Annotated in this window: 16 protein-coding genes; 6 read left to right on the forward strand and 10 right to left on the reverse strand. The window is 57.1% G+C overall.

All coding sequences use genetic code 11. From position 1 onward, the window contains the following. Nucleotides 1-88: 88 nt before the first annotated feature. Nucleotides 89-1,021 carry an amidohydrolase family protein gene (locus FYK55_RS27850; protein WP_161604799.1) on the reverse strand — a complete coding sequence of 311 codons (933 nt, stop codon included), beginning with the start codon at nt 1,019-1,021 and terminating at the stop codon, nt 89-91. Nucleotides 1,022-1,626: 605 nt separating this feature from the next. On the opposite strand from FYK55_RS27850, the gene FYK55_RS27855 reads away from it, so the two are divergent. Next, nucleotides 1,627-2,946: a DUF1552 domain-containing protein gene (locus tag FYK55_RS27855; RefSeq protein WP_150079893.1), complete on the forward strand. Its 1,320-nt coding sequence runs from the start codon at nt 1,627-1,629 to the stop codon at nt 2,944-2,946. A gap of 38 nt (nt 2,947-2,984) precedes the next feature. Further along, nucleotides 2,985-5,543 carry a DUF1588 domain-containing protein gene (locus tag FYK55_RS27860; RefSeq protein WP_150079905.1) on the forward strand — a complete coding sequence of 853 codons (2,559 nt, stop codon included), beginning with the start codon at nt 2,985-2,987 and terminating at the stop codon, nt 5,541-5,543. A gap of 64 nt (nt 5,544-5,607) precedes the next feature. Here FYK55_RS27860 and FYK55_RS27865 read toward each other — a convergent pair whose 3' ends face one another. The 4 genes from FYK55_RS27865 to FYK55_RS30025 form a co-directional block, all read right to left on the reverse strand. Next, complete coding sequence (locus FYK55_RS27865) at nt 5,608-6,951, reverse strand: sulfatase (protein WP_150079894.1); 1,344 nt, start codon at nt 6,949-6,951, stop codon at nt 5,608-5,610. Continuing rightward, nucleotides 6,948-8,786: an FAD-dependent oxidoreductase gene (locus FYK55_RS27870; RefSeq protein WP_161604800.1), complete on the reverse strand. Its 1,839-nt coding sequence runs from the start codon at nt 8,784-8,786 to the stop codon at nt 6,948-6,950. Before FYK55_RS27870 ends, FYK55_RS27865 begins: the two co-directional genes overlap by 4 nt. A 280-nt stretch (nt 8,787-9,066) precedes the next feature. Beyond that, on the reverse strand, nt 9,067-10,980 hold the full coding sequence (locus FYK55_RS27875) for a GDSL-type esterase/lipase family protein (RefSeq protein ID WP_161604801.1): 1,914 nt from the start codon (nt 10,978-10,980) through the stop codon (nt 9,067-9,069). Between the two features lie 334 nt (nt 10,981-11,314). Further along, complete coding sequence (locus FYK55_RS30025; RefSeq protein ID WP_261344974.1) at nt 11,315-11,437, reverse strand: hypothetical protein; 123 nt, start codon at nt 11,435-11,437, stop codon at nt 11,315-11,317. A 224-nt stretch (nt 11,438-11,661) separates the two neighbouring features. On the opposite strand from FYK55_RS30025, the gene FYK55_RS27880 reads away from it, so the two are divergent. Continuing rightward, nucleotides 11,662-13,350: an arabinan endo-1,5-alpha-L-arabinosidase gene (locus tag FYK55_RS27880; RefSeq protein ID WP_150079897.1), complete on the forward strand. Its 1,689-nt coding sequence runs from the start codon at nt 11,662-11,664 to the stop codon at nt 13,348-13,350. Between the two features lie 272 nt (nt 13,351-13,622). On the opposite strand, the gene FYK55_RS27885 is transcribed toward FYK55_RS27880, so the two are convergent. From FYK55_RS27885 to FYK55_RS27895, 3 genes are all read right to left on the reverse strand, one after another. After that, entirely contained in the window at nt 13,623-15,119 is a 1,497-nt protein-coding gene (locus FYK55_RS27885) for a hypothetical protein (RefSeq protein ID WP_150079898.1), read from the reverse strand. 435 nt (nt 15,120-15,554) lie between these two features. Next, complete coding sequence (locus FYK55_RS27890) at nt 15,555-16,919, reverse strand: cytochrome c peroxidase (RefSeq protein WP_150079899.1); 1,365 nt, start codon at nt 16,917-16,919, stop codon at nt 15,555-15,557. Between the two features lie 309 nt (nt 16,920-17,228). Beyond that, nucleotides 17,229-18,083 (reverse strand): helix-turn-helix transcriptional regulator, encoded by an 855-nt coding sequence (locus FYK55_RS27895; protein ID WP_150079900.1) that lies wholly within the window; start codon nt 18,081-18,083, stop codon nt 17,229-17,231. Nucleotides 18,084-18,427: 344 nt separating this feature from the next. Between FYK55_RS27895 and FYK55_RS27900 the strand changes: the two genes are divergently transcribed. The 3 genes from FYK55_RS27900 to FYK55_RS27910 all read left to right on the forward strand — a co-directional run bounded on the left by FYK55_RS27900 (nt 18,428) and on the right by FYK55_RS27910 (nt 21,950). Continuing rightward, on the forward strand, nt 18,428-19,657 hold the full coding sequence (locus FYK55_RS27900; RefSeq protein WP_150079901.1) for a DUF1559 domain-containing protein: 1,230 nt from the start codon (nt 18,428-18,430) through the stop codon (nt 19,655-19,657). An 85-nt stretch (nt 19,658-19,742) separates the two neighbouring features. After that, a complete protein-coding gene (locus tag FYK55_RS27905) occupies nt 19,743-19,946 on the forward strand; it encodes a hypothetical protein (protein ID WP_150079902.1) in 204 nt (67 codons plus the stop codon). 297 nt (nt 19,947-20,243) lie between these two features. After that, a complete protein-coding gene (locus FYK55_RS27910; RefSeq protein WP_150079906.1) occupies nt 20,244-21,950 on the forward strand; it encodes a sulfatase family protein in 1,707 nt (568 codons plus the stop codon). A gap of 353 nt (nt 21,951-22,303) precedes the next feature. Here the strand turns inward: FYK55_RS27910 and FYK55_RS27915 are convergent, their stop codons facing one another. Together FYK55_RS27915 and FYK55_RS27920 are read right to left on the reverse strand one after the other, a co-directional pair. Beyond that, nucleotides 22,304-23,983, reverse strand: a complete 1,680-nt coding sequence (locus tag FYK55_RS27915; protein WP_150079903.1) for a sulfatase-like hydrolase/transferase — start codon at nt 23,981-23,983, stop codon at nt 22,304-22,306. A gap of 53 nt (nt 23,984-24,036) precedes the next feature. Next, nucleotides 24,037-25,571: DUF5060 domain-containing protein (locus tag FYK55_RS27920; protein WP_150079904.1), on the reverse strand; the 1,535-nt coding region annotated here is incomplete at its 5' end.

Raw genomic sequence — 25,571 nt, forward strand, 5'->3', positions numbered from 1 at the left:
CTAGGTGGGACGGGCTGTGTCAAGCTATTTCTCGACGTCTTCAATCCGAATCGACAATGGGGAAGGGGGATGGGAATAGCGAATGGGTTTAGCGGAGGTGTTCTTCACGGATCTTGAATACGCGAATGGCGTTGTCACGCATTCCCTTTCGCAGGGCCTGCTCCCCCTGAGATTTCAAGAATTGTGAAACAATTCGTACGACGTCGTCGACTTTCCCGTAGTGAGTGCAGACCGCCCAGTTCGAGGCGAACATCACGCGATCCTCACCGAAAGCGTTGAAGCAGGTTTGCAAGACTGTTGAATAGGTATCCAAATCCGTCGGCGCCGGCTCAGCAAACGGAGCACCTTCGCAAAAATTCAGCAGGCTGGAGAGCTTGCAATGCACGTTCGGATACTTGCCGCAGTCCGCAACGGCGGTTGTCCATTCTGGCGTCACCATGCCGTCTTTCAATCGGGCACGGAAGCAATGATCGATCACGATCGTCAGTTGAGGATAGTCTTGCGCGAGTGCAATGACCGACGATGCTTCCCCACTGTCGACCAGAAGATCGACCACCATGCCATCTTGTTCCAGCAATTTAAGATTTGCCCGCGCTACGCCATTTTTTAAGTAGCCTTGAAGTTCTTCCCGGCGAAACCGATAACCCCGCAAGTAGCCACTGGCTTGATAGCGTCGATAATTGACGACGAAATCGGTGGACGCAAGATCGCCCCGGGCGATGTAGCCGCAGATCAGATTTGACTTCGCCTGCTCCAACACCCAATCGTTGAATTGAGGGTGCTCCTGATCGACGGCCTCGACCACGACGGTGGCCTGGATGCCCAACCGATCCGCAACCGGGCGATAGTCTTTTGGTGTGACGACGTGACCGAGCGTATTCTTCGGGTGGTACTTCGTCGTCTTCGCTTCCAGTGCGATTTGTTCAGGGCCTTTAAAGTGCGTGTGTGGATCGATGATCCAGGGCTTTGTTTCAGGTTCAGCAGCTTGTGCGTCGAAAAGGATCGCGCTGCAAACGGTCAAGAGAGCAATCAACCGAACCGCGGTGTTCGTTTCTGTTGTCAACGAAATGACCTGCTTTCTTCTGGGGGCTGACGCTGGGGATTCGTACCGCACTTCGGGTTCACCCTCGACAAACCGGAAAACGTCGCCGTCAATGCCTTTGATTGATATCAGCGGCCAACACTCGCCCGCGCTCGCCTGCGAAAAAACTTCGGCGGGATGTCAATTTCCATCGCCGTGCGGCCGTCAGGATACCAGAAACCCACGGCTTATCCCGGCGAAGGAAGGACGTGGAGCCGTTCAAGGAGGATCCAAATGTCCTCAACAGCCGGGGCGACGGGGCAACGCTCACGAACGGGCCGTGAGTCAGTGAAGCCGTTTTACTTGGTTTTTACCGATCCGACGACATTCTTCCGGAGCAGCGAAATCCGTTGCGGGCCTGATTCCGGCCCAGTACACTGGGGTTCCTTCAGGCCCACCCGCACATCCCACCTTTGCGCTTCGTCAACGAACCGTTCGGCCCCTGACTCTTGGTGCTTGCGGAGTCATCGAATCTGCCTCCGAGGGTCCGAACCAGAGCGACTGATTCGCTGAGCGTTGCACGTTGCCTCACTGAAAGATCGATCATGCTCAACCGCAGAAACCTGCTGCAAGGAATGGCCGCCGGCGTTGGCGCTGCATTTGGGACGCCGCTGATTCCGAATCAGCTCATGGCGTCGCCGGTCAGCAACACGACTCGGAAGCGGGTCATCTTTTTCATGCAGAACCAGGGATTTGATCCCAAGACCTGCATTCCGACAGGGATGAGCAGCAGCGGCTCTTTGGCGAAAGCGAAGCTGCCGGAGCCGATCAACGCACTTGAGCCGTACAAGGACCGCTTGCACATCATCAACGGATTGCATGGCATGCATACCAGTCCTTCGCACAGCGCGTTCTTCGGTGCGCTCGGCGGGTATCGTGGTAGCGACGGCGTCCCACCCAGCGGCCCCACCATCGACTATCAGTTAAGTAGGGCACTGCCTGAAACGTTGCTGCCTCACCTTTGCATCGGCATGGACTCGATCGAGAACATGACGACCAAGCCCACGCTCGCGACGCTGTCTGCAAGCGGTGCCGGCCAGCCGATCTTTATGCATTCCAATCCGAATCATCTTTATCAGATGTTGTACGGTGGAATTGCTTCAGGCGAGATTCGGCGACAACATGAAGCGCGATCGAGCGTCATGAGTCAGATCGAAAGGCTGGCTGCTGCCAAGGATCACGCTCTTTCGAAGTCGGACAAACTGCGGTACGACCAGTACGTTCAGGGATTCCAGGAAGTCAACGGTCTGCGCGACCGGCTCGCTTCCGTATCCGATCACCTACGCAAGTTCGCGCCGACGGTGGATACGCGATACACCAATCCGGAGTTCGAGACGGATTGGCATGATGTGTTGCTTGATCTTGGCATCTCGGCACTCACGTCGGGCATTACCAACACTTTGACGATCGGGTCGGGACGCGGCGAAATCTTTGGTGCGTGGAAAGGCTTGGGCATCGAGCAACAGGGCCACAACCTTGGGCACATGGATCAGCCGGACAATCCGATCTGGATCAAGATTCGTCAGTACAACAGTAGGATGCTTGTCAGGATCATGGAGGCATTGGAAAGCGTGCCCGAGGGCAGTGGCACGATGATGGATCACACATTGGTCGTCTACACCAGCAACAATGCGGACAAGCAACACACCAATGGTGCAAACTGGCCGGTCATGCTTCTGGGCGACCTTGATGGAGCGTTCAAGACGGGTTGCTTCACGCAGCTCGATGGAAAGCGACCCATCAATGCGTTGTACACGTCTCTGCTGAGAGCTGCCGGGCAGAATTTGGATCGCTTCAACATGACCGAAACGTTGGCCAAGAAGTACGACGACGCCACCGGGCCGCTGAAGGAAGTGATGGCGTGAGCTTGTATCGCACCGCGTTGCCGATCGCCCTGGTCGCAATCCTGTTCGCGTCGTCCCGCGTTGCTCTCGCGGAGACTTACACTCCCGGGCAGCGTATTGATGCGCGTTATGGCGATTTTGCCAAGGCGTTTCTAGAAACTCACTGCGTGGACTGCCACGGCGAGTTTGATCCTGAGGGTGATCTCTCGCTGCATGATCTGGGGCCCGTGGAGGAAGTCAACGCTGACACTTGGAGGAGCGTGTGGGCCCAGGTGAAACTGAAGGAGATGCCGCCGCAAGATGAGGAGCAACCCCACGTCGTCGATCGGTTGCGGTTTTCCGACTGGATCGTCGGCGAGCTAAGCCGCGTCCTGGAGGACAAGGGAGGGTTCTTTGACCACCTTGATCCGAACAAAGGTAACTTCGTTGACCATGACCTGCTGTTCGGCCCGCTACCCGATGGCATCCAGCTAGCGCCGGCGTCAACGCCCGCGCGGATTTGGCGGGTCACACCGCAAGAACACATCACGCGACTGAACGAGCTGATAAACGCGGAACCCGCGTTCAATCCCGAAATGCCCGGGCTGCGCACCCATGGCGACGCCGTTCCCACCAACCATGGAGGAGAGCTGAAGCTCTACTTCGGCACGGATCGAATCATTAAATGGCAAGGTGGGACCGTTGCTTACGCCACGTCGGTCAAGAGCGTCCCGGCTGTGCTTTCCACCGCCCGTGATCATGGGCTGGAGAATTATCCAGACTTCTACACGGTCAACAGTGCCGAGGCGACTCAAATCATGAGCGTCGCGGGCGACATCCTGCGGTACATGGCCGAGGGGCCGCTAAGCATCGCGAATCCGGAGCAAATCACCGATGATCCCAACAGCTACAAAATGGAGGGCGATATCCGCGGTCTTCCAACCGCCCTTGTCTACAGCACGAAAGTGGTGCGCCCGATAACGCCCGTCTACGACCTTCTGGACGAGGAGGGCGTGACGGACGAACGCCTGCGCGCCGCGGTGGATTTCTTGTACGAGGCGCTCACGTTTCGTCCCCCGAGCGAACAAGAATCTGATGCTTACGTTGCCATCGTCAAACAATCAATCAGCAAGCTGGGCAAGAAAGACGGTGCCGTTCTTGGACTGTCTGCCATTTTTCTCGATCGCGATGCGCTCTTTCGACCGGAACTGGTTGAGAAGGGTCAACCAGATCGGCATGGACGCGTCATGATGCAGGATTGGGAGCTCGGGCTGGCGGTCAACCACGCGCTGCGATACATCCAGCCGGACGAAGAACTGCGAAAGGCGATCGTTGAAGGGCGAATGCGAACGCGGGAGGATGTCCGCCGCGAAGTCCAGCGAATGCTAGCAGACGACAGCATTCGAAAGCCACGAATCCTGCGTTTCTTCCGCGACTACTTTGACTATGACCGGGCTGGCTATATCTGCAAAGATTCCAAGGCGCTGGCTGATACCGGTGTTAGCAATCGTGGCACGGCGCATTACCGTGCCATGTTCGATGCCACGGCCAGCACCGATCGTTTGATCGAATTGATCCTGAAAGAGGACAAGGACGTGCTGAAGGAGTTGCTGACGACCAATCGGGTTGTCGCGACGAATGCCGACAACGTGTACTTCGGCCGCAAACGCACCGATGAAGAACGATCCGAAGCCGTTGCCGAAGCGAAGCGGGCAGTGGCCAAAGCGACAAAAGAGGCGGATGCAGCACTGGAAGCGGCGAAAACGGAACTTTCCGAGCTCGAGCAATTCCTGGACGTCCATCCGGAGGAGACGCGAAAGAGAAAAGGTGAGCTTGCAGAAAAGAAGCGGGCTGTCACGACGGCCCAGCGGAAGTTTGATGCTGCGACGAAAAAGCAGAAGAGCAATTCAAATCACGCTGTGGAGGAAGCCGTTCTGTCGGGCGACAGGATTTACGCCCGTGTGAGTCGCCGAAGTTTTGGCAACGGGTCGATGAAACCCGACCGCATTTTGGCCACGGTCCCCGAAGGCCAACGTTTGGGAATCCTAACGCATCCCAGCTGGCTCGTTTCCCATTCCGACGCGATGGACAACCACGCCATCCGACGCGGCCGTTGGATTCGTGAACGGTTGCTTGGCGGCGGCATCCCTGATGTTCCGATCACTGTCGATGCCATGTTGCCCGACGAGCCGCAACGGACGTTGCGAGAGCGGATGCGTGTGACCCGAGAAAGCTATTGTGCGACGTGTCACCACAAGATGGACCCTCTGGGGTTGCCGTTCGAGATGTTCAATCATGCGGGCGTGTACCGCGAAGTCGAACTCGGCAAGCCGGTCGACACCACCGGAGAGATCATCGATTCCGGCGACCCCACGCTGGATGGCGAAGTGGCCAACGCCATCGAGATGATTAAAAGGATCGCGGAAAGTGAGCGTGTCGAACAGGTTTTTGTCCGCCACGCATTTCGTTTCTGGATAGGGCGAAACGAAACGCTCAACGACGCGCCGGTTCTGCAAGAAGCGTTTCACGCCTACCAGGACAACGGTGGCAGCATGAAGGCGTTGCTGACATCACTACTGACCTCCGATGCGTTTCTTTACCGGACCAAGAGTGGGCGGTTGGTAGCCGAATCGAAGTAGTTCCACGAGCCAGAAATGTGGATCGACGCGTCGATCACGAATCGGGTTTGGCTCGTCAATTTTCTTACTGGGCCTCCACGCGTTCTTCCCAGGCGACGAGCTCGGCGTCCAGGTTTGCGGCCAGGTCGGGATGCTGGTCGATCAGGTTTTGGGTTTCACCGATGTCGGACTGGAGGTCGAAGAGGTAACGCTCGCCAGTGGCTTGCTTGATCAGTTTCCACTTCCCTTTTCGGACCGCCAGGCCTTCTTCCACGTTCTTGCGGACCGGGCCCTTCTTGCGACGCCAGAACAGTGTCCGAGTCTGATTCGGTTCCTGGCCGGTCAAAACCGGAAGCAGGTCCATGCCGTCTTCGCCCGCGTCGTCGTTCGCAACACCGGCTAGCCGCCGAAACGTGGCGGTCCAGTCCATCGTGATGCCGACTTGAGAGGTCACCTGTCCCTCCGGCAGCACGCCCGGCCAGCGCGCCAGACAGGGCACACGGACGCCGCCTTCCCAAATCGTCGACTTCTCACCACGCAAGGGGGCGTTGCGCGACCAGGTGCTGCCGCCATTGTCCGACGTGAAAACGACCAGAGTCTTTTGACGAAGATCCAAAGCGTCCAATGTCGCCAGCACCTTCCCAATTCCATCGTCCATTCGCTCAACCATCGCAACATAGGTTTCTCGGTCTCCTTGCTGCCACGACTTGGTTTTTGGCTTGACGGGTTTGTCTCGATCGCCCGGGGCCTGGTAGGGAAAATGCGGTGCCGCGTGGGACAGGTACAGGAAGAACGGAGCTTCGTGGTGCGACTCAATGAACGTGATCGCGTCTTCGGTGATCAGATCGGTCGAGTACCCTTCCCGCTTGATGGGCGCATTGTCCAACCACAGGTCGGGTACTCCGATTCGATCCATGTGATCGAAATAGTGGTGGTTCCCGCCCAGCAGCCCGAAAAAGTGGTCGAACCCTTGTTGATGCGGCTGACGCTGGCGATCGTAGCCGACATGCCATTTGCCTGAGATTCCGGTCGTGTATCCGGCGGACCGCAAGTCATCGGCGATTGTTTCGCCGTCTGTCGGCAGGCCTCGCCCCATCTCTTGATAGTACAAGGCGTTGTCCAGACCCAGTCGCTGCTGGTATCGCCCGGTCAGAAAGGCGATCCGCGTGGGAGAACAAACCGCGGCATTGGCGTAGAAGTCGGTGAAACGGACGCCTTCGGTCGCCAATTGATCCAGGACGGGCGTTTGAATGTCCGTGCAGCCGTAGCAGCCAACGTCGCCGTAACCCAGGTCGTCCGCGAGAATGAAGACGATGTTGGGCCGTTCCAGCGGCGTCGCAGTGTCGGCGGCACCCGCTCCGGTCAGCGGAGCAAGCATCAACACCGTGATGACAAGGATTCGATGGACGGACTGCGCGGGACGCTTCACGGATGAACCTCGGATTGTTGGAAGACCTCGCGAATCCAGTCGCCGCGGGTGTTTGATTTGGTGGGAATTGGCAAGTGGTGCTGCTTCGACAAAGCAGTCCACCGCCGCCGCAGTTTTTCATCGAGAGGCTTGTCGAGCTGGACACGATGACCTGGAAAGGCTTCAAAGTACTGGCTGACGATGTGTTGGCCACGCATCCCCGGTTTCTCGGGTGCCGGTTCCAGACCGTGCAGTCCGCCGAGTCCGCCCCACCATTGCACCGCCGTGAAGTCGGCATGATCGGGCGGGACATCGCTGGCATGAATGGTTGCGCCGCCGTGAGCCCAAATTCTCCGCTGCAAAGATTCGACAGCGACCTGTTGAACGGGCTGGTTCGTCGCCAGGGCAAGGTCCGCGGCGTGCCCGGCCGCTCCGCCCAGTGACATCCAGATGGGTTCCAGACGAATCGCACAAAAGCCGACGTGGCTGGCGCTGCACGCGGTGGGAACCAGCAGATTGCGGGTCTCCTTTGGCACGATGACTCCGTAGGGAATCTGGTACGGCGCGACGCCCTGGTAAAACTCGCCGGTGTGCTTGCCGCCGATCATCGGGCCTTCGTGTCCCGTGCCGTGGCAGTTGTGGCTGTACTCGCCGACCGCGATGGAATCGGGATGCAGGCGGGCCCGAGCGTCCTGCGGAGCGTATTGCGTATCGCTTTGGGTGTAGGCGTGCAGGCCGACCATGCGGCGGGCTTCACGAACGTAAATCTGCGGCGGGATGTGCTCGGTCTCAGTGAATTCATCACGGCACAGCCCCCAGGTGGCCGCTTCATTGCGAAAAGCCTCCGGAAGTGCGGGATCGGTCTGCACGAAATGAATCAGACCGAATTGCCAATCCAGATGTTCCTGTTCAATGCGTCGACGCGTCGCCAGATCGCCTTCCGGGTAGTCGCGACTGCGGCGCGGCATGGAAAGTCGCACCAGGCTTTTGGAGACGTCGTTGATGTCGTGCTTTCCGCCCGGCAGGATTGGAAGGTGGGCCTTGAGCATGAATCGCCGGCCGGGATATCCGAACGCCGATGGGAATTCACCCGCCTTCACCAAAGGAACAATGTCTGCGTAGTCTTCGCGCGAATAGTTTTTCGGCACCGGGATCGGGACACGATTCTTGGGATCCTGGGTCATGCAGAGGCGAAAGTTGTAACCCTGGACCTGATCATCCGCCTGCTCCGGCGCGAGCGATTCGCCGTACTCCGATTTCGCCTCCCGCCCGACCCGGTACGGCACACCTGCAGCAGCGAGCAGATCACCTTCGTAGCTCGCATCGATGACGATTCCCGGCGTGATCGTGATGGGAGCGGCCTTCGGACGTGATAGCGTGAGCGTGGTGATGGAATGGTTGTCAACGGAAACGTCCGCAAGGCGGTGTTCTGTCAGGATGCGGATCGTCGGTTTTTCGGCGATCATCCGTTGAAAGATCAGCAAGTTGACCGAGGGCTCTCCATGGGTTCCTCGGAAGCAGTCCCGGGCCTGCGGAGAGTCATCGCCAAAGGTCGTTCGGTAGTGCTGTAGCACACGCTGGCTGAAATCGAGAAACGGTCCGTTGAGTGATTCAAAGCTGTGAAAGTCCGAATGCGAAAGACCATGCGTGATCATCCCGCCGATCCGGCCGGTCGGTTCGATCAGTAGCACATCGCGTCCGCTTTCCGCGACAGCCAATGCGGCGGAAATGCCGGCGGGCGTCGCGCCGTAGATCGCGACGTCGACGGGATTCGCGTCGCTGTCGGAGGCTTCGGCGCGGATCGTGAAAGCCGCGAAGGTAAGTGTTGCGATGAAGATCGAGAAAGTCTGCTTCATGTTCTGTCCTGTTGGAGATGGAAGGTGACCGCCGATCTGCCGGCATCGTTTCCTGCCGACTCGCAGGATTCGTCGAAACTTAATTCTGCGTGATTGGATTCCAAAGACCTTCACCCTCCCGCTCGCGGTAGGGTCGGAGGCGAGGCACGAGGCTCCGGGGAGGGTAGGACCGAAGCAAACTTCAAGGGAACATAACTCGGTGACAGCCCTCCCCGCGTCGTCGCAAGCTCCTCCGCGACCCTCCCGCAAGCGGGAGGGTGAAAAAAATTCCGCGACCCGCTCACGTTTCTGCTGCAAAGACGCGGAAGTACAGTTGCCGGTAAACAAGAAAGTTGACCCAGTTTCGCAGTGCATAACCGCATTGCTTCAGGTTCTCGTCGCGGTAATTGTTCGATTCGCCGCCACTGGGATGGACGCCGTCTTCCGAAATGATTGTGCCGTCCCATGAGTTGCCCGGGCGAACACGCAAGCATTCGGCGTGAAAGTCGGCCAGCGGAACTTGGTGCTCGCGTGCAACCGTTCGGATGATGGTATTCACTTCATTGACTGCGGCGTCGTGTCCACGTCGCGGAGGAATGGTGTTCAAGATTGGCACGCAGTGAGCATCCAAACATTTGCGAACAATCGCTTCCAGGTCCGCCCGGTACCCTGCCGGAACGCGTCCGCCGGAGATGTCGTTTGTTCCAACCATGATGATTGCCGCTTCCGGTTGCTGCTGCTCCAACACCCTATCCATTGCCTGCAAGACCTGTCCCACACGCCAGCCGGAGTTGTTTCCGTGTTCGGGGCCTTTGTCGCGCGTGCCTTTCACGTAGTCACGCCACCGCGTTTCTTCGGGGCGTTTCGGCAGGTCGTCATCGTGCGTGAGGTAGCGTTGCGGTTCGTCCCAACCGATCGGCGTCCAAAAAGCCATCGAGTGCGTGATCGAATCACCGAACTGGGCGACATAGCCGGCCTGTCCATCGAATTCCGCGTGGACCTGCCGCATCGCCGCCCAGACCTGAGGACGCTGGACGCCGGATTCCAGCCGTTCGGCGGCGGCTCTGGCACGGTCTGCTTCCAGCTTGGAAGGCAATGCGATCGCTTTTGTTACAACCGAGGGAGGCAAGAATCTTTGTCCGCTGTTCGATTTCTGCTCGGTCCATTCGTCTCGGACGATGTTGCCACGTTGCACAATCGAGCTCTTGCCCGAATTCAACAGGGGAGCGCCAACCAGCAGATTGTTTTCGACTTGCAAACCGTCGTTGGATTTCTGCACCCAAATCAAACGCCGCATCCGGCTGTCCGGTTCCACGACCGTGTTGTTCAGAATCTGGCAATCACGCGTGTAGCAAGCGAGGATCCCGGTTTCAGGGCAGTGGGTCACAAGGTTGTTTCGAGCGACACAGTTGATCGCCTGCAGGGGCGAGTATCCCAACGTCGGGTTGCCGAGTGCGATCGCGATGTCACTGTCGATGAAAATGTTCCGCTCAATCGTGTATCCGCGACCGTTCTCCGAAATGTAGATGCAGCCTCGACCTTCTCTCGTCCGGCCTTGGATGCCGATGAACACGTTGTCACTGATCGTCCAGTCGATCGTATTCTTGACATCGATGCCGCCGATGTAGTTGCCGTTGTAAGATTCGGAGGTGTCCGTCTGGTCATCTGAGAACTGCTTTGGGCGATCGTTGTAGAACAGGCAGTACTGAACGCGGCAATCACGAGGTCCGCTGTCACCTTCCTTTTCCGGCATGGCGGGAGCTTTGACGCCCCGTTGCCAGACGTTGTGAATAACGCAGTTGTAGATCGTGACTTTGTCCGCACCGCGATCGGAGTTGATTTTGATGCCGTTCCATTTCACATTTTGAACTGTCAGATCAGCAATCGTCACGCCGGTGGCGCCCGAGATTCCAATCAATTCACCGTGTCGGCTGTCAATCCCGTCCAGAATCACTCTATCTCGATTGCCCGACCGCCCCCGCAGCGTGACGTTGTCCTTGTTGATGGAGAAGTACTGTGGCATCCGATAGTGACCGTCGGCGACCAAAATTGTTCCGCCGGATGGAACGTCCCGCGTAGCTTGAAAGAGTTCGTCGACAGTGGTCGCCAGGATGGTTTCTCCAGCAGGCTCGGGCAGCGCGGGGGCGACCGGAAACCAATCCGCACTCGGAGGTTCCGCTAACGCCACGGTCGCGACGGAGAGGTAGAACGTCATCCACAGAACTGCGGTTCCCGATCGGAGCCTCTGACAATGCATGGTGGCCTCGCCTGATGTTCAAGTTTGCGGCGCTTGCAGGATTGGAGCACGCGAGCCGCATGGCATAAGCCATCGGTGCTCCGAAACGCCGTATTGTGCCAGATTCCCGGTTGCAGTGCGCGACTTCAACGCATCTGCCGTTGCCCGGGTGTCCGTTGTTCAAGACGTTTCCTTCTGCCACCACCGCAAATAAAATTTTTTGGATCTTCGCAACTCTCCGCGATCTGCGGGCTCTGTAGGGGATGTAAGCCAATCTTCATCCGTCAGGGAGATGAACCATGTCCGCCGTCATTCATCCGGTTGCAACGCCAAGGACACTCAAGTCGTCCCGGCCGAAATCTGCGAATCGAAAGGTGCGGACAAATTCCGACACGCCCGGATCCGGTGCGGATGTCTTTTTCGGATTGGTGTTCATGGGGTTCGTTTCCATCTGCCTCTACGTTCTTTTGGGGGGTGTAATTAGCTTGGGAACGTCGGCTCAATCGTTTGACCCCAATGAGTTCCTATGGGATCTCGCCGTGGCATGCCGATGACCTCCTGTCCGGCAGTCAACGCTAATTGAACGGACGGTGATGACGCGCGATACGGTATGCTGGGGGACCGTACAGATCCGATCGCGAGCTAGAGGTAGAAATTCAGATGCGCAGAACCCTTTCGGGCCGGGCTTTCTGTTTCGTCACCGGTTTTCTATTGCATCTTCTTTTTCTCAGTTTCCAGGCAAATGCTGACGACGACACGCTCGCGAAGAAGCTGACGACGGCGATCGAGCGACTGGACCAGCAGGGTAGCTATCGCTGGACGACCGATGTTCTGGTTCCCGAGGAAACACGTTTTCGGCCGGGCCGGACAGAGGGCACAACCACGCGAGGCGGTGTGACGCATGTGTCGACGTCATTCGGTCCTCGTTCGATGCATGTCGTCATCGACGGGGAAAAGGCAGCGGTGACCAATCGAGATGGTCGCTGGGAGACGATTTTGCTGTCCGACCAGGGGTATTCCTCGCAAGGCTTTGTTGCGTCGATGGCTCGAGGTGTGAAGACCCCCGCGGAAGAAGCGAGAACATTGGTTGAATCTTTGACATCGCTGCAAGAAGAAGGCAATGTGATTGTGGCGACGTTGTCAGCTGAATCCGCGAAGGATCAATTGACGACGCGTCGCGGAGCCGACACGATCCGCGATGTGAAAGGGACCGTTCGTTTCTGGATCAACGATGGCTTGTTGACAAAGTATGCCGTGCGTGTCGAAGGCCAAATCGTCAATGAAGATCAAACACAGGTGACGTGGCGGGAAGCCACGGTGGCGGTAACAGATGTTGGCGAGGCGAAGCTGGAATTGCCGTCGGGAGCGAGAGACGCTCTCAAACGCCCGGTGCCTCGATCCCAGCCACGACTATCCGATGCTGAGGCTGCCAAGTTGCTTCGGCGACGCGGAAAACGCGCCGTTGGCGTTCACGACCCATCGTCCATCGTGACGTGTGAGGGAGAGTACTGGTTCTTTTCCACGGGAACTGGTGTTTCCTCATGGCATTCAAAGGACCTGCAAACGTGGCAGCCCGGACCGCGAGTCTTCACGGAAATACCAGACTGGGTGACGGAGGTCGTTCCCGGTCAACGCGGACACTTTTGGGCACCTGACGTGATCCATCTCGGCGATCGGTATTTGCTCTATTACTCCGTTTCCAGCTTCGGAAAAAACACATCGGCCATCGCGTTGGCGTCCACGCCGACACTGAATCCCGAAGATCCGGCGTTCGGCTGGACCGATCACGGTATCGTGATCCAATCCGGCCCCGAGGATGACTTCAATGCGATCGATCCCGCGGTCATTCTCACCGACGCGGAAGAGTTGTGGATGTCGTTCGGCTCGTTCTGGAGCGGCCTGAAGTTGGTCCGGCTCGATCTAGAATCGGGCAAACGGAGTTCTGACGACACGCCACTCCACTCCATCGCCAGTTATCGCCAGATTGAAGCACCCCATCTCTACCAGCACGACCGGTGGTTCTATCTGTTCGTGAACTGGGGGAAATGCTGCAGCGGCGTCGACAGCACCTACAACATCCGCGTCGGACGAAGTCGTAGCATCCAGGGGCCCTACCTGGACGAGGACGGAATCGACTTAGCAGAGGGCGGCGGCACGCTGCTGCTTGAAAGCGATGGCCCGTTCATCGGACCTGGCCACGCGAATGTGTTCCGCGACGGCGACCGCTTCCTGTTGAGCTGTCATTATTACGACGGAACCGAACGCGGCCGGTCTCGATTGTCGATTCAGGAATTGTCGTGGTCCGAGGACGGTTGGCCTGTGGTCGGCAAAGGGACCCATGCCGAATAGCTGGACAGCGGCACTTGTGCGGGGAATCGTCGTTGGTTTTGAGTCGATGTCGCTGCCGTCGCCAGTCGGTGGCCAGCCTGCGAATTCCAGACGCTGGTGAGCGTGGCCACTTTCTGGAAACGCCCTCCCGTGAGGCTCGATCAGAAAGCCCCGTCAACAGGAATGACGAGCCCGGAGACGCGTGCCTCGGGTGCGGATACGCCGAGGAACCAATGCATGCGGTAATGAACGCAACTTTCGCGGAGCGAAAGGCGACGTTCAGAAACGCTCGGCTAGAGTCGAACGCGAAACGGATTGGTCAGCTGGATCCCGAGGACGCAATGGTCGGGCGACTCGGGATCAATCAACACCGGCGTCTCTTCGCCGGATTCCTTTACTTCTCGGGCGAGCTCGCCATGGGCGCCGTACAGTTTGCAATGCTTCATGCGCGTTTGACCTGCGGCGTGATAGCGATAACTGACTGCGAACTGCGGTTGTGAGTTCACTTCCCAACCGGTGTGACGCACCTCGACGATCTCCGCACTGTGGAGCCGACCCGTTCGCAGGATCCGGATGTTTTTCTGGCGGGTGTGCACCAACACCGAGATAAGGATGGTGATTGAAATCAATATCATTCCCGTAACAACCGCCCACCAAAATCCAATCTTGTCCGCTTGAACGACTCCCAGCAGAAACAGGACCAGGACGATCATCCCGACAACACCAAGGAAACCAATCAGTAGCACGCCATTGGTTCCCGCACGTTGTCTCCGAATCGCCGCCGGGACTTCGCGCGGTGGCGGCGATCGTAGGAAGTGCTCAATTTCTGTCCAATCGGCGGTGTTGGCTTCGATTCGACGGGCCAACCAGCTTTGATCTTCATGTCCACTCGCTTCCGTTTGGACGCGTGATTCTTTCAGACCAGTCGTCAACGGGTGTTTGGCCGTGGACGCACCGCGGGGCTCTGTGGCGACGGGCGGAATCGTGCTGCCGGGCGCTGGGTGGTCTGGTGCGGACTTCACTTGCTGTTCCTGACTCTTCAGAAACAGGGCAAGAATCGATTTGGCTTTCTCGATGAACGCAAGATGGTCCTTCGGATCAATCAGGTTGTCACGTGCGATCAGCAGCTGATCTCGTTCCGCGCGAATCTCCCAGCCGTGATCGTCGGCAAAAAAATCCAAGCAATCCTTTGTGAAGAGCTGTCGGGTCGCCTCGGGGTCATCGCTGCTGAGGTGATAAGCCTGGGAGAAATCCGGGGCGCCCGAAAAATCGATATCCTTCACCCCAATCAGATCACTAACGAATGTCAGCAGCTTGCCCTCACGTTGCAGCGTGAAATGCGGAAAGTTGAAGTGCTCGCTCTGGAAGTGCGCGGCCGTTCGCTTTGTCGTTTGAGAAGTCTCCTGTCCGGACGTCCGGTGATAAAGGTCTCCAACGGTCATACCGACGTCGTCGATTCGCATGTGCAGCTCGTTTTCGAGCCACCAGGCGCCCCGGTATCCCGTCAGTTGCTTGATCTTGTCGACGACCCAATCGGATCCTTTGGGCGAATATTTCCATCCGGAACTGCCGGCGAGAGCCTCGATCTCCCGCTGACGTGCCAAGCGTCGCATCTGGTGGCACGCCGTGAAAATGGCAAACACAGCTCCGCAAAGGGTTCCGATCACGGCGGGACTTGTTGGTACCCAGACAGGTTGTGCAATCAACCCGACGAAGCGACTGAGCAGGAAGTAGCCGATCAACGAACCAAAGAAGAAAGCAGCAGCAACGGAACCGATCGCGCGTGCCATGAAAGAGTCGGGGGAGTGAGTCTAGTGGTGGGCGCCGCTTGGCGAGCAAACCCGCTTGGTATCGCAGATCGCTTCGCGACGAGCGGAGATAGAATTCAGACCGGCAAACTCTGTGGCGGTGACCATCGATCTCCGCATCCATTCAATGTACCGACTTCAGGTGTTGCTAAACGGTTGATCTCGCACGCCCGGTTTCGCCGAGTGCAAACGCGCTCTAAACCACCGCGAGCACCGCAAGTTTGACCGGTCCCGGAAGGACTTTTTGAAGCAGTTTCACCAGATGTAAAACCGGCGACGGCGTCCGCATCGACGAGTAACTGATTTGAACTTGTCACGTCGAGCGGGGTGAACCCGAGGAGTTGGATCGGTTGCCAGGCTTTCGGGAAAATCCCTAAGACACGTCACGTCATCCACGACCGTCGGGCGCCTTGCTACTCAGTCGATCGACGGTTCCACCGGCAGGCCGCTGGGGACTGATGCGGGGATGGTTTCATACAGACGCGTCGCAATGTTGGGTGCGGTCAACGATTCCAGGAACGCGATCAACTTTTCAAGCTCGCCGGAATTCAAGTGACGCTTGGTGATGTCTGGCCGGAGAGGAAGTATCCCGGGATCGGCGACCACCGTTGCGACCAAGTCGTTCTGATCCAACTCTTGATTCGCGTCATAAACTTGCAGACTGCCGCTTGGGTCCAAGTGATGGCGGATTGCGGATGAAAGCGTCTTGTACGCTCCGTTGTGCATCCAAGGACCGGTGACGGCAACGTTTCGCAACGGCGGTGTTCGAAAGCGGAACAGGTCGTCCGGGTCACCACTCTCGGTAAATCGCCCGAAATCCAGACCGGTGTCGGGATCTTTGCCGGGGCCCATTTGCGGGATTCCCAGGTTGTAGTGTTCTTGATCGGTCAGCAGGGTTCCCGCGTGGCAACTGGAGCAGTTGGCCTTGCCGTAGAACAGCAATCCGCCTTGCTTTTGCACGTCCGTCAGGGCGTCGTCGTCACCGCGGAGGTACTGATCAAAGGGACTGTCGTCGAAGCCGAATGCTTCTGCCTCAAAGGCTGCGATCGCCTTGGCGACCGAGTCGAACCCGAGCTCGTCCGCGGTTTGTCCGTACGCGTTGAGGAACAAGAGTTGGTATTCCTCAAAACTCCGGAGGCGTTCCATCAGTGCCTCCCAGATCTGGGGAAGCTGGTCATCGGGCAGTGCCGCAATCTCGTTTCCGTGGGCGGCATCGTCGGGTGATCCACGCATCTCGTCACGGCTGGTCACCGGGAACATCGCTTGGACCGCGAGCACGTTATCCAGAATTCCCGCGGGAAGATCCTCTCCGGCCGGCGATTGAAATCCGTTGTACCGCACGGCGACGCGGCTGTCCCAGAACTGAGATGTCCACCCGCTGGCACCGCGGTTGAAAAGCTCGGGGGCATTCCGTGGAATGAATTCGCGCTCTTCACCCTTGAGACGGTCGATGCCGATTGCTCCGGGCGTCGTCGTGCCGGTGCCGACTGGCAGTGCCAAACCGTCACCGGTGCCCAGCAGCGGATGGTGGCAAGTCGCACAGGAGATGTCTCGATTGCCGCTCAGGATTCGATCAAAGAACAACGCCTGACCGAGTTCGAACAGTTCCGCAGACGGCGGGGCACCCCGATCAATCGGCTGGACCTCCGCCTGCTGCAAGGCCTTGCGCAGCCGATGGTCCAAGTTCTGCGGGTGGGGTGCTTCCGCGAAACCGCTGGTGGTCCAGAGTGCGGCCAACCAGCCGAGCGACCCGAGCAAAGACGTTCTCGCACGTAATTTCAATGGAAGTCTCCCTGCAAAAAGCGTGTACCCCGGCGAGCGTTGTTGAGTTCAAATTGGATGGAAGGTCGCGTTGCCATCCAGAGCGGAAGCCGCGCGGGCATGTCCCTGGAGATTGGAATCAAAATCCGACCGTCATCTCTGCCCCCCAAAATAGTCCGACTTCTTCAGCCGCAACCAAAAAGACACGAAAATGGTTAGGTGATCGTGGACGGACGATCGTTCGCGGTAGGGGTGGGCAGCCTTTCCTGATCCGACGGAATCGCCTGCCCAACAAGACCAAGAATCCGATGGGCCTTCACGACTGGGACTTCAATACCGGGCCAACAAGCCGGTCGGCGACACTCCATAGACGCGTTTAAACGCACGGGAAAACTGGAACTGATCGGCAAAGCCCATTGCTTCGGCAACTTCTCCGACCAGCATGTTGTGTCGGATCAACAAGTCGGCTGCGTGATTCATTCGCAATCGCATCAAGAATCGATAGGCGCCGACGGAGTCGTAGCGTTTGAATAGTCTAGAGATATACATCGGACTCATCCCACAGTGCTCGGCGACCTGCTGAACCGTTCTCAGCTCCATAAAATGTTCCTCGATGTAGCCTCGGACGAATTCGTAAGTGCGGTACCCCGTGGGAGCTTTTTGATCGGAAGTCAAACGCCGCTGTCGGAATTTCAGCAACAGCGCCCTGCACAACAGATTGCAGATCTGTAGCGAGATCGATCCCAGGTCTCGGGACTGACGATCAATGGAGTCCCACAGGTCGGTCAGCTCGACGAGATGTCCGGTCTGAATGGGTATTCCACTTAGAAGTCCGGCTTGATCAATGAGTTGTTTGGCGTCGGATCCCACCAAGTCCAAGAAGTACTTGCGCATGCTGGACTGGTCCGCGTTCTCAATTCGATGCTTGATCCCAGGACCGTACGCAAACGCTGTCCCTCGCGATAGTTGGAATTCCCGGTCACCTAGCCACAATCGTCCCTGCCCCTCCACAACAAGTTCCACGCCAAAGAACGGGAAGTCGCTGCGATCGATCAAGTAGTCCGACTGAGTTCGCTCCACACCACCACAGACGACGGCCAGCGAATCGGTCGCCGCCGGGTTCAAGTTCAGATAAAAGCGTCGGGAGTCGGTCGTCTGTTTCGAGATGAATTCGGGTTCGGTCATCGGACATTCACGTGACGAAGAACAGATGGATGACCGCGGAACTGCCGATTCGCAGCGAGGGGGTCAATAATGGCCATGTCCTACAATTGCAGCTATTTGTTCGGGGAAATTCGGCAACATAATTCAGGCCTGAGGGAGCTTGATCTGGTTTTGTTCGTTGTCGGTAGTCGCCCTACGCTCTTCTTCCATGCGATCTGGCGTCAATTCAACACAGGCTAGCGGAAGCGAACCAACCTGAATTGACTCGGTTCCCGCAACGACCGGAACTCGACGCTCCACGGTAAGCGTCGTCATACGACTTGCCGGTTCGATTGCTCTTTTCTTTTCAATGGTTGAAAAACGCTATGAATCACTCTTCTCTTCGCCGACCGGGTTTCACTTTGGTCGAACTGCTGGTCGTGATCGCGATCATCGGCATCCTTGTGGGTCTCTTGTTGCCAGCGGTCCAAGCGGCACGCGAAGCGGCGCGTCGCATGAGCTGCTCCAACAATTTTAAGCAAATTGGGTTGGCAATCCACAACTATCATTCGGCGTACAAGCAGCTTCCCGTCCATGGCGGAGGCACAACCGATTCGGTGACCACGCACATCTGGAGACCCTCCGAAACCTCAAACAACGGACGTCTGAGCTACCTGGTTGGATTGATGCCCTTCATGGAGCAGCAAGGAATTTGGGAGATGATTTCAAACCCGCTGAACGTCGATTCTCGGGGAAATTCGCCACCGAACGCCAGCGGCAACGGAGCGGCACAGTCGCTTCGCAACGGCGGCCCCTTTTCACCCATGGGGCCGACTCCGGAAGAGATTCTGTACACGCCCTGGACAACGGAAATCCCGACATTGCGATGTCCGAGCGATCCGGGCTTTGGGCTGCCTGCACTGGGGCGGACGAACTACGCGGCTTGTCTGGGCGACAGTGCCGAAAGGGCGCACCAAGGCCGATGGACCAACGGATCTGCGCCGATGGGAAAGACAAACACGACGTTGTCTATCGAAATACAGGGAGCCGGACGCGGAGCCTTCACCACTCACGAGAGTCGGCGATTTCGAGACGTGTTGGATGGACTTTCCAATACGATCGCCGCGGGCGAAATCGCCACCGACTTGGGCGATCGCGACGGCCGCACCATTGCACTGAATCGGGCGTGGCAGTTTGTTCGCAACTATGCTCCAAATGATTGCAAGCAGTTTCTCGATCCGGCCCGGCCCCGCTTCTGGGATCAAACCAACAACGTCGTCGGTGCGAACCAGGGGCGTGGGTTTCTTTGGGCCGAACACCGGCCCAACTTCTCGGGCTTCTTTACGGCCGCGCCTCCCAATAGCGAAATCTGTTCGGAGCAAAATGCGGGCAACTCCGGCTGGTACGCCGCATCAAGCCGGCATCAAGGCGGTGCACACATCTTGATGGCCGATGGGGCGGTGATCTTTATGACCGATTCGGTTGAATCGGGCGACCAGAACGCGTTGGCCCTCAATGCCTATCGAACGCCGGGCGGTGAAAGTCCCTACGGCTTGTGGGGAGCACTCGGTACCCGAGCGGCCAAGGAAACCATTTCCGAGCAGCTGAACCAATAGCAGAGTGCTGCTTGCTGATCGCCCGGACCCCGTTCCTTCGAGGTCCGGGCCTCTCATTCCAACCAATAGAAAAAACGAAACTGAGATGAAACGATTCCTTTTGATGGTTTTCCTGGTCACTCCATTGTCGGGCTGCGGAAGCTCAAATCCTGAAAGTGTCGCGGAGGGGATCAGCCAAAGTGATTTCGACGAATACAATCGGCTGGTTCAGGAATCCCAGGCGCAGATGGAACAGTCCGATGCCGCCCAGAGAGCCTACGACGCGAACCCGCAGAAGAAAACGCCATAGGACGCCCGGAGGCAGATTGAACTGCCGACATGACATTTTGCAATGGACGCACGACTAGCTGGACAGCGCGACGTTGGGTGAGCCGCGTGGCACGAGCCGCGGGTTTTCTCGCCTCAACCGGCGGCTAGCGTTTTGCCGCTCATTGCACTGCAAATCGCGATGTTTCTGAATGAAAGTGGCGCTGTCCAGCTACGCCAATACGACGTTCCAATGTCTGGCTCGATCTTCCACTGGGCGAATCGAGAGGCTCAAATACAGCATGAAAATACTGCTTCCCATCTTCTTCGGTAAATGAATATGAGTTTGCGTCCGCTGTTCGGGCTTTGGGCTTGGCGAAATCTGTCTTTGTTGGTGTGTCTCCTGTGGACTTCCGTTGCCTCCGCGGCCGAACGACCGAACATTCTATACATCATGTCGGATGATCACGCGGCTCACGCCATTTCCGCCTATGGCGGGCGATTGGCGGAGGTCGCTCCGACTCCCAACATCGACCGATTGGCCAACGAAGGGGCTCTGTTTACCAATGCATTCTGCACCAACTCCATCTGCTCGCCTTCGCGAGCTTGCGTGTTAACCGGGCAATACGATCACATCAACGGTGCCTTTGATTTGTCGGGACGCGTTCCGCCCGGGAAACAGATGCTGGCGATTCAAATGAAGGAAGCCGGCTACCAAACCGCGATGATCGGGAAATGGCATTTGAAGGACGAGCCCGCAGATTTTGACTACTACTGCGTGCTGCCCGGACAAGGAAAATACCACAACCCAGAATTTCGGATTCGTGGCGAAAAGCCTTGGGGAAAGAACACGTTTCAGGCTGACGGCAAACACGTCACCGATGCGATCACCGACATCACGATCGACTGGCTGAAAGCAGGCCGTGATCAAAGCAAGCCGTTCTTTCTGATGCATCACTTCAAGGCGCCGCACGACTACTTCGACAACGCACCGCGGTACGAGTCCTACCTTCGCGACACCAACATTCCTGAACCGGAGACGTTGTGGCATCGAGACCCCGCGTTCGGTTCGATTGCGACCCGCGGAGCGGATGACGAATTGCTGCCTCACATCGGTACGTCCATCGGCGGACGGAATCCTCGCCGATCTTACTTGGGGGATCTGCCGAAGTTGTATCCCGATGAGTTCCCGGAAGGCTTTGATCCCTCGAACTACACCGATGAGCAGAATACGCGTTTCGCCTACAACGCCTACTTGAAGAAGTTTCTTCGCTGCGTGAAGGGAATCGACGACAACCTCGGCCGATTGTTTGCGTATCTGGAACAGTCAGGCCAGCTGGACAACACGTTGATCATTTATACCGCCGATCAGGGGTTCATGCTGGGCGAGCATGACTATCAAGACAAACGTTGGATGTACGAGCAGTCGCAACGGATGCCCTTCCTTGCCAGGCTTCCCGGCGTGATCGAACCCGGTCAGCGATTCGACACGATCATTGAGAACGTCGACTACGGACCGACGATGTTGGATTTCGCCGGTGCCGAGATTCCCGCGACGGTGCAGGGCCGGTCTTTCAGATCACTCTTGGAGTCAGGCGCCGAACCGGAGAACTGGAAACAGGAAGCCTACTATCGATACTGGATGCACATGGCTCACCACGACAATCCGGCGCACCTGGGAATCCGGACGAAAACACACAAGCTGATCTTCTATTACGGTTGCAACTACGACGGTGGATACCGGACGCCGCCGGGTTGGGAGCTCTACGACCTGGAAAACGATCCGATGGAAACCAGGAATGTGCTGGATGCCCCGGAGAACCGAGATCTGGTGGTCGACTTGAAACAGCGTCTCGCCGATCTCCGAGATCAGGTCGGTGACGACGGTTCCCACTACCCCAAGTGTGAAGCCATTGTGCGGGAGTTTTGGGACGATGACCAACAGGATCGCGAAGAAGCCGTCGCCCTGTCCCACGAATTCCTGCGACGCAGGCTGGCGGAATTAGAAGCCGGAAAGACCAACGTCCGCACCTGGGCCGGCGAATGATTTGCCGTCGATTCAATTTGAGAGGTCGATGTTGGTGGGATTCTCCCTAGTGGTTCAACTGCCCTGAATTTGTGGGGCAGTTCCGCAGAGGTTCATCTAGCGATCAATGTCAGGCTTTCGCTGAATCACACTCCCGCAAGGAGGGCGGGTGAAGTGGTGAAACACTTCGTCGCCGATCAAATGAGCGGCAAGGCGTTAGCCGCCGGTCGAGGCGAGAAAACCCGCGGCTAGTGGTATCCGGCTAACGCGCGGTGGCGCTGTCCAGCGAGGACACTTTGAGTCGCCCGAGTCTGCTTTGCGACTTCCTTGGGAAGGTCCGAAAGTGGATCCCATTCGGCGATCGCGGCGGTCCCCTATTTCGATCGATAGTCTTTTTCGCTGCCAGCGGTGTAGCGAAGAACCTTCGGTGGTCCGGTTCCACGGGCTTCGCTGAGTTCTTGCTTCCAAGCGGTGCGTAGACGTTGCAGTTTGTCAGAATGAGCAGGATTGTTGATCAGGTTCCGCAGTTCTCCCGGATCATTTTGGATGTCGTAGAGCTCCTCATAGACAGGCGGTTCGCCTTCGAGGGACGATTCGACGTAGTAGCGATAAACGGCGATGGCGTCGTCATGAACGGCGTAGAGTAACTGGTTTTGAGGAATGTCCAATTCCTTCGCGGCACGGATCTTCCACAATGCGGGGAAGTTCTCATTCTTGTAATACCGTATGTACTTCCAACGTTTGTCCTGGACGGCTTCGATCCGTGGATTGCCGAAATGCGTGGACCACAGATTCTCGGTGAATACGAAATCACGGATCGGCTGATCGGTTCCTTCAATCAAGCCGCGAAGGCTCTTTCCCTGAAAGGTCGCCGGCCGGTCGATTCCCGCAAAGTCCAGCATGGTCGGGGCAATGTCGATCGTTTGTACCAGTTGGTCGATACGTCTTCCGGTAGTGGATTCTGGCGCCAGCGGGTTGTAGATGATCATTGGCACATGAGTCGTTTGTTCGTAGCAGAACGCTTTGCCTCCCAATCCTTGCTGACCGGAGTACAGGCCATGATCAGAGCTGAAAATCAAAATGGTGTTTTTGTGTAAACCTTCTTCGTCGAGCTTACTGCGGACGTTGCCAATCATGCGATCGATGCCGGTCATCGCTTGCATCTGTCGGGTAATGCGTTCTCGTGCGGTGGACGGCATATCCACCCAGTCGTACCCACGCTGTCGATTCTCGACTTTCAAGACATCGGGTGGCAATTTCGGAGTCTTGATGTCACCCTTGGCGACGTAGTTCGGTGGCAAAGGCACGTCGATGTCGCGGTACAGAGTCGTGTAGATCTCGTCATCGCTGTCCCGCATTTGCATCGTGCTGGTTCCCGCTCCGTGTGGCAGATTCAAGCAGACGCTCAGGCAAAACGGCTGATTGGCAGGACGCGAATTGAGAAACCGAACCACTCCCTCCAGCCGCTGCTCCGTGGAAAGAAAGTCGTCAATGCTTTCTCCAATGATCTCAACTTGCGTATCGGATTTCGCGGACTTGAAAATTTCATGATGGTCCTTCGGGTAAAATCGAATGTGGCCGTGGCCGGCGTAAAAGTAGTCAAAGGACTTCTCCATCAGGCCGCTGCCATATCCACCTTCGCCGATCGGCACATGATTCTTGCCGACATAACCGGTGTAATATCCGTCTTCTCGCATGACAACCGGATACGATTTTGACCAAGCCTCCGGTGAAACACTCGTACCCGAGTTGAAATTGACTCCGTGTTTACGTTCGAATTGGCTGAGCAAAATCGAGGTCCGGCTGGGAGTGCAGATTGCACTGGTGACATAGGCGCGGTCAAAGACGATGCCGTCCCGAGCCAACTGATCCAGGTTGGGCGTTTGCGTCACCTTGTTTCCATCGCATCCCATCATTCCGTACGATTGGTCATCGGTGAGGATAAAGATAAAGTTTGGTCGGTCGGCTGCATTGGCAGTCCACACGAGCAACCACAGGGAGAGCGTGGCAATGCGAAGTCCTGTTCTTATCAATTCACTAGCTCCGTGTAGCATGCAAGCCGTTTGTTCGAATGGCGAAGGTGTTGCTGAAGTGTCGATTCAGAAGCTCAGCTTTCGCCGACCAGCTCACAGACGAGAAGACGAAAACCCTGGCCGGGCGGGGCTTCGACGGAAGGCCATCGGGTGATTTCCAGCTCGAATGGTTCGGAGTATTCGCCGGTGAAAGGATCGAACCACCTGAGCTTCATCGTGCTGGCGCGGCCTTTGGGAGGCCGCAAGCCCAAGAAATCACATTCTTTCGGCACGTAGTAAAGAATCAGGTCTTTGTCGTCGTGCAGACTGAATCCGGCGTTACTCAACTTGTCCCCGGCGATCAGTTGATCGACCCGCCAGCGATCGACAAAGCTGGCCAGGTGTTGATAGTAGTCCAGCCGGGGCCGCTGGGCGGGAGGCAACGCCGAAAGGTCGGGAATGACCACATTCCACGCAGCGCCCTGCCAATAGTGTGTGGGAAAGGTGCCGGCAAACACACATTGATAAGCACGTTCCAAGCAGACTTCCGGCGAAGTGTAGTTCCCGGTGAACACGACGTAGGGACCTCGTTCGTATCCGCCGTGTTCGATGTTCAGGATCGGTTTTCCCGGGATCGCCTCGCACACCGACCGCATCACCCCGTAAAGCTCGGAGCTCCAAAGCTGAACGGACACGAAATCGACTTGATCGGGAAACCGTCGGCAATAGCCGTAGTCGTGGACGGTGACCAAGCGGTCGAATGCATCGAGCTGTCGGAGGCGTTGGATTCGGTCGGTGATGTATCCGACGTCGTTGTGGCCATAACCAAGCGCCTCCTTGGAAATATCCCAAACCAGATTTGGATACGCCTGGTAGCGTTTTACCACGTAGTCGAAATAGCGATTGTCGGCATCCGAGTTTGCCTCCGGCCACGCAACTCCTTTGTTCCAGACGTAAATCATCAAGTGGGCAACAATTCCCTTGCGGTCCAGGTAGTCCAGCACACGATCGAGACGCTGGAAGTATTCAACATTCAGCCCGGTATGGTCGGGGGCTTGATTGCTGCCCTTGAACGGAAAGACGTTGGGCCTTCCGTAGTCGTACTGCGGATCCAGTGATTCGTCCTTTTTCCAGTTAACATCGTAAGCGAAGACATTCAGCACAATCTGATTGAACCCGTTGTCCGAGAGCGAGTCGACCAACATTCGAGTCTTTGGAATGTCACGGCCGTTTTCCGCATCGAGCGCGAATAACCAATCGGCCTCGAATGCAATCGGATAGTATCCGTCACCGTCCTGGTAAACGAAGCGTCTCCGCGAAGCTGGATCGACCAGCACGGCGCCGCGTCGATTTTCACCAGCCGAGCGGACGGACAGCACTCCGCGTTGGCCATCTAGCGAGGGATGCGAGGACATTGTTACATAGGTCCAATCGCCGGCTTCCGGTGGAGTGAATCGAATCACGTAGTCGTTGTCATCATCGTAGAATCCGGTGATTTCCATGGACGTCCGGGACTCAAGGGTGAAGGTTGCCGCGAAATCTACGTCGACGGGATCGGTCGGCGGCGATGGGACCACAAACCGGATATCAATGGTGTCCCATCTTCTTGCCTCAATTGGTTGCTTTGTTT

Origin of the sequence: Roseiconus nitratireducens, from assembly GCF_008629675.1 — a bacterium.
Lineage (GTDB): Bacteria > Planctomycetota > Planctomycetia > Pirellulales > Pirellulaceae > Stieleria > Stieleria nitratireducens.

What these genes read in the sequence shown, in the direction of transcription:
- FYK55_RS27895 (WP_150079900.1), bottom strand. Translation starts at nt 18,083, where the DNA reads ATGACCGAACCCGAATTCATCTCGAAACAGACGACCGACTCCCGACGC.
- FYK55_RS30025 (WP_261344974.1), bottom strand. Translation starts at nt 11,437, where the DNA reads ATGAACACCAATCCGAAAAAGACATCCGCACCGGATCCGGGCGTGTCG.
- FYK55_RS27870 (WP_161604800.1), bottom strand. Translation starts at nt 8,786, where the DNA reads ATGAAGCAGACTTTCTCGATCTTCATCGCAACACTTACCTTCGCGGCT.
- FYK55_RS27915 (WP_150079903.1), bottom strand. Translation starts at nt 23,983, where the DNA reads ATGCTACACGGAGCTAGTGAATTGATAAGAACAGGACTTCGCATTGCC.
- FYK55_RS27880 (WP_150079897.1), top strand. Translation starts at nt 11,662, where the DNA reads ATGCGCAGAACCCTTTCGGGCCGGGCTTTCTGTTTCGTCACCGGTTTT.
- FYK55_RS27905 (WP_150079902.1), top strand. Translation starts at nt 19,743, where the DNA reads ATGAAACGATTCCTTTTGATGGTTTTCCTGGTCACTCCATTGTCGGGC.
- FYK55_RS27855 (WP_150079893.1), top strand. Translation starts at nt 1,627, where the DNA reads ATGCTCAACCGCAGAAACCTGCTGCAAGGAATGGCCGCCGGCGTTGGC.
- FYK55_RS27900 (WP_150079901.1), top strand. Translation starts at nt 18,428, where the DNA reads ATGAATCACTCTTCTCTTCGCCGACCGGGTTTCACTTTGGTCGAACTG.
- FYK55_RS27910 (WP_150079906.1), top strand. Translation starts at nt 20,244, where the DNA reads ATGAGTTTGCGTCCGCTGTTCGGGCTTTGGGCTTGGCGAAATCTGTCT.
- FYK55_RS27875 (WP_161604801.1), bottom strand. Translation starts at nt 10,980, where the DNA reads ATGACGTTCTACCTCTCCGTCGCGACCGTGGCGTTAGCGGAACCTCCG.
- FYK55_RS27885 (WP_150079898.1), bottom strand. Translation starts at nt 15,119, where the DNA reads ATGGCACGCGCGATCGGTTCCGTTGCTGCTGCTTTCTTCTTTGGTTCG.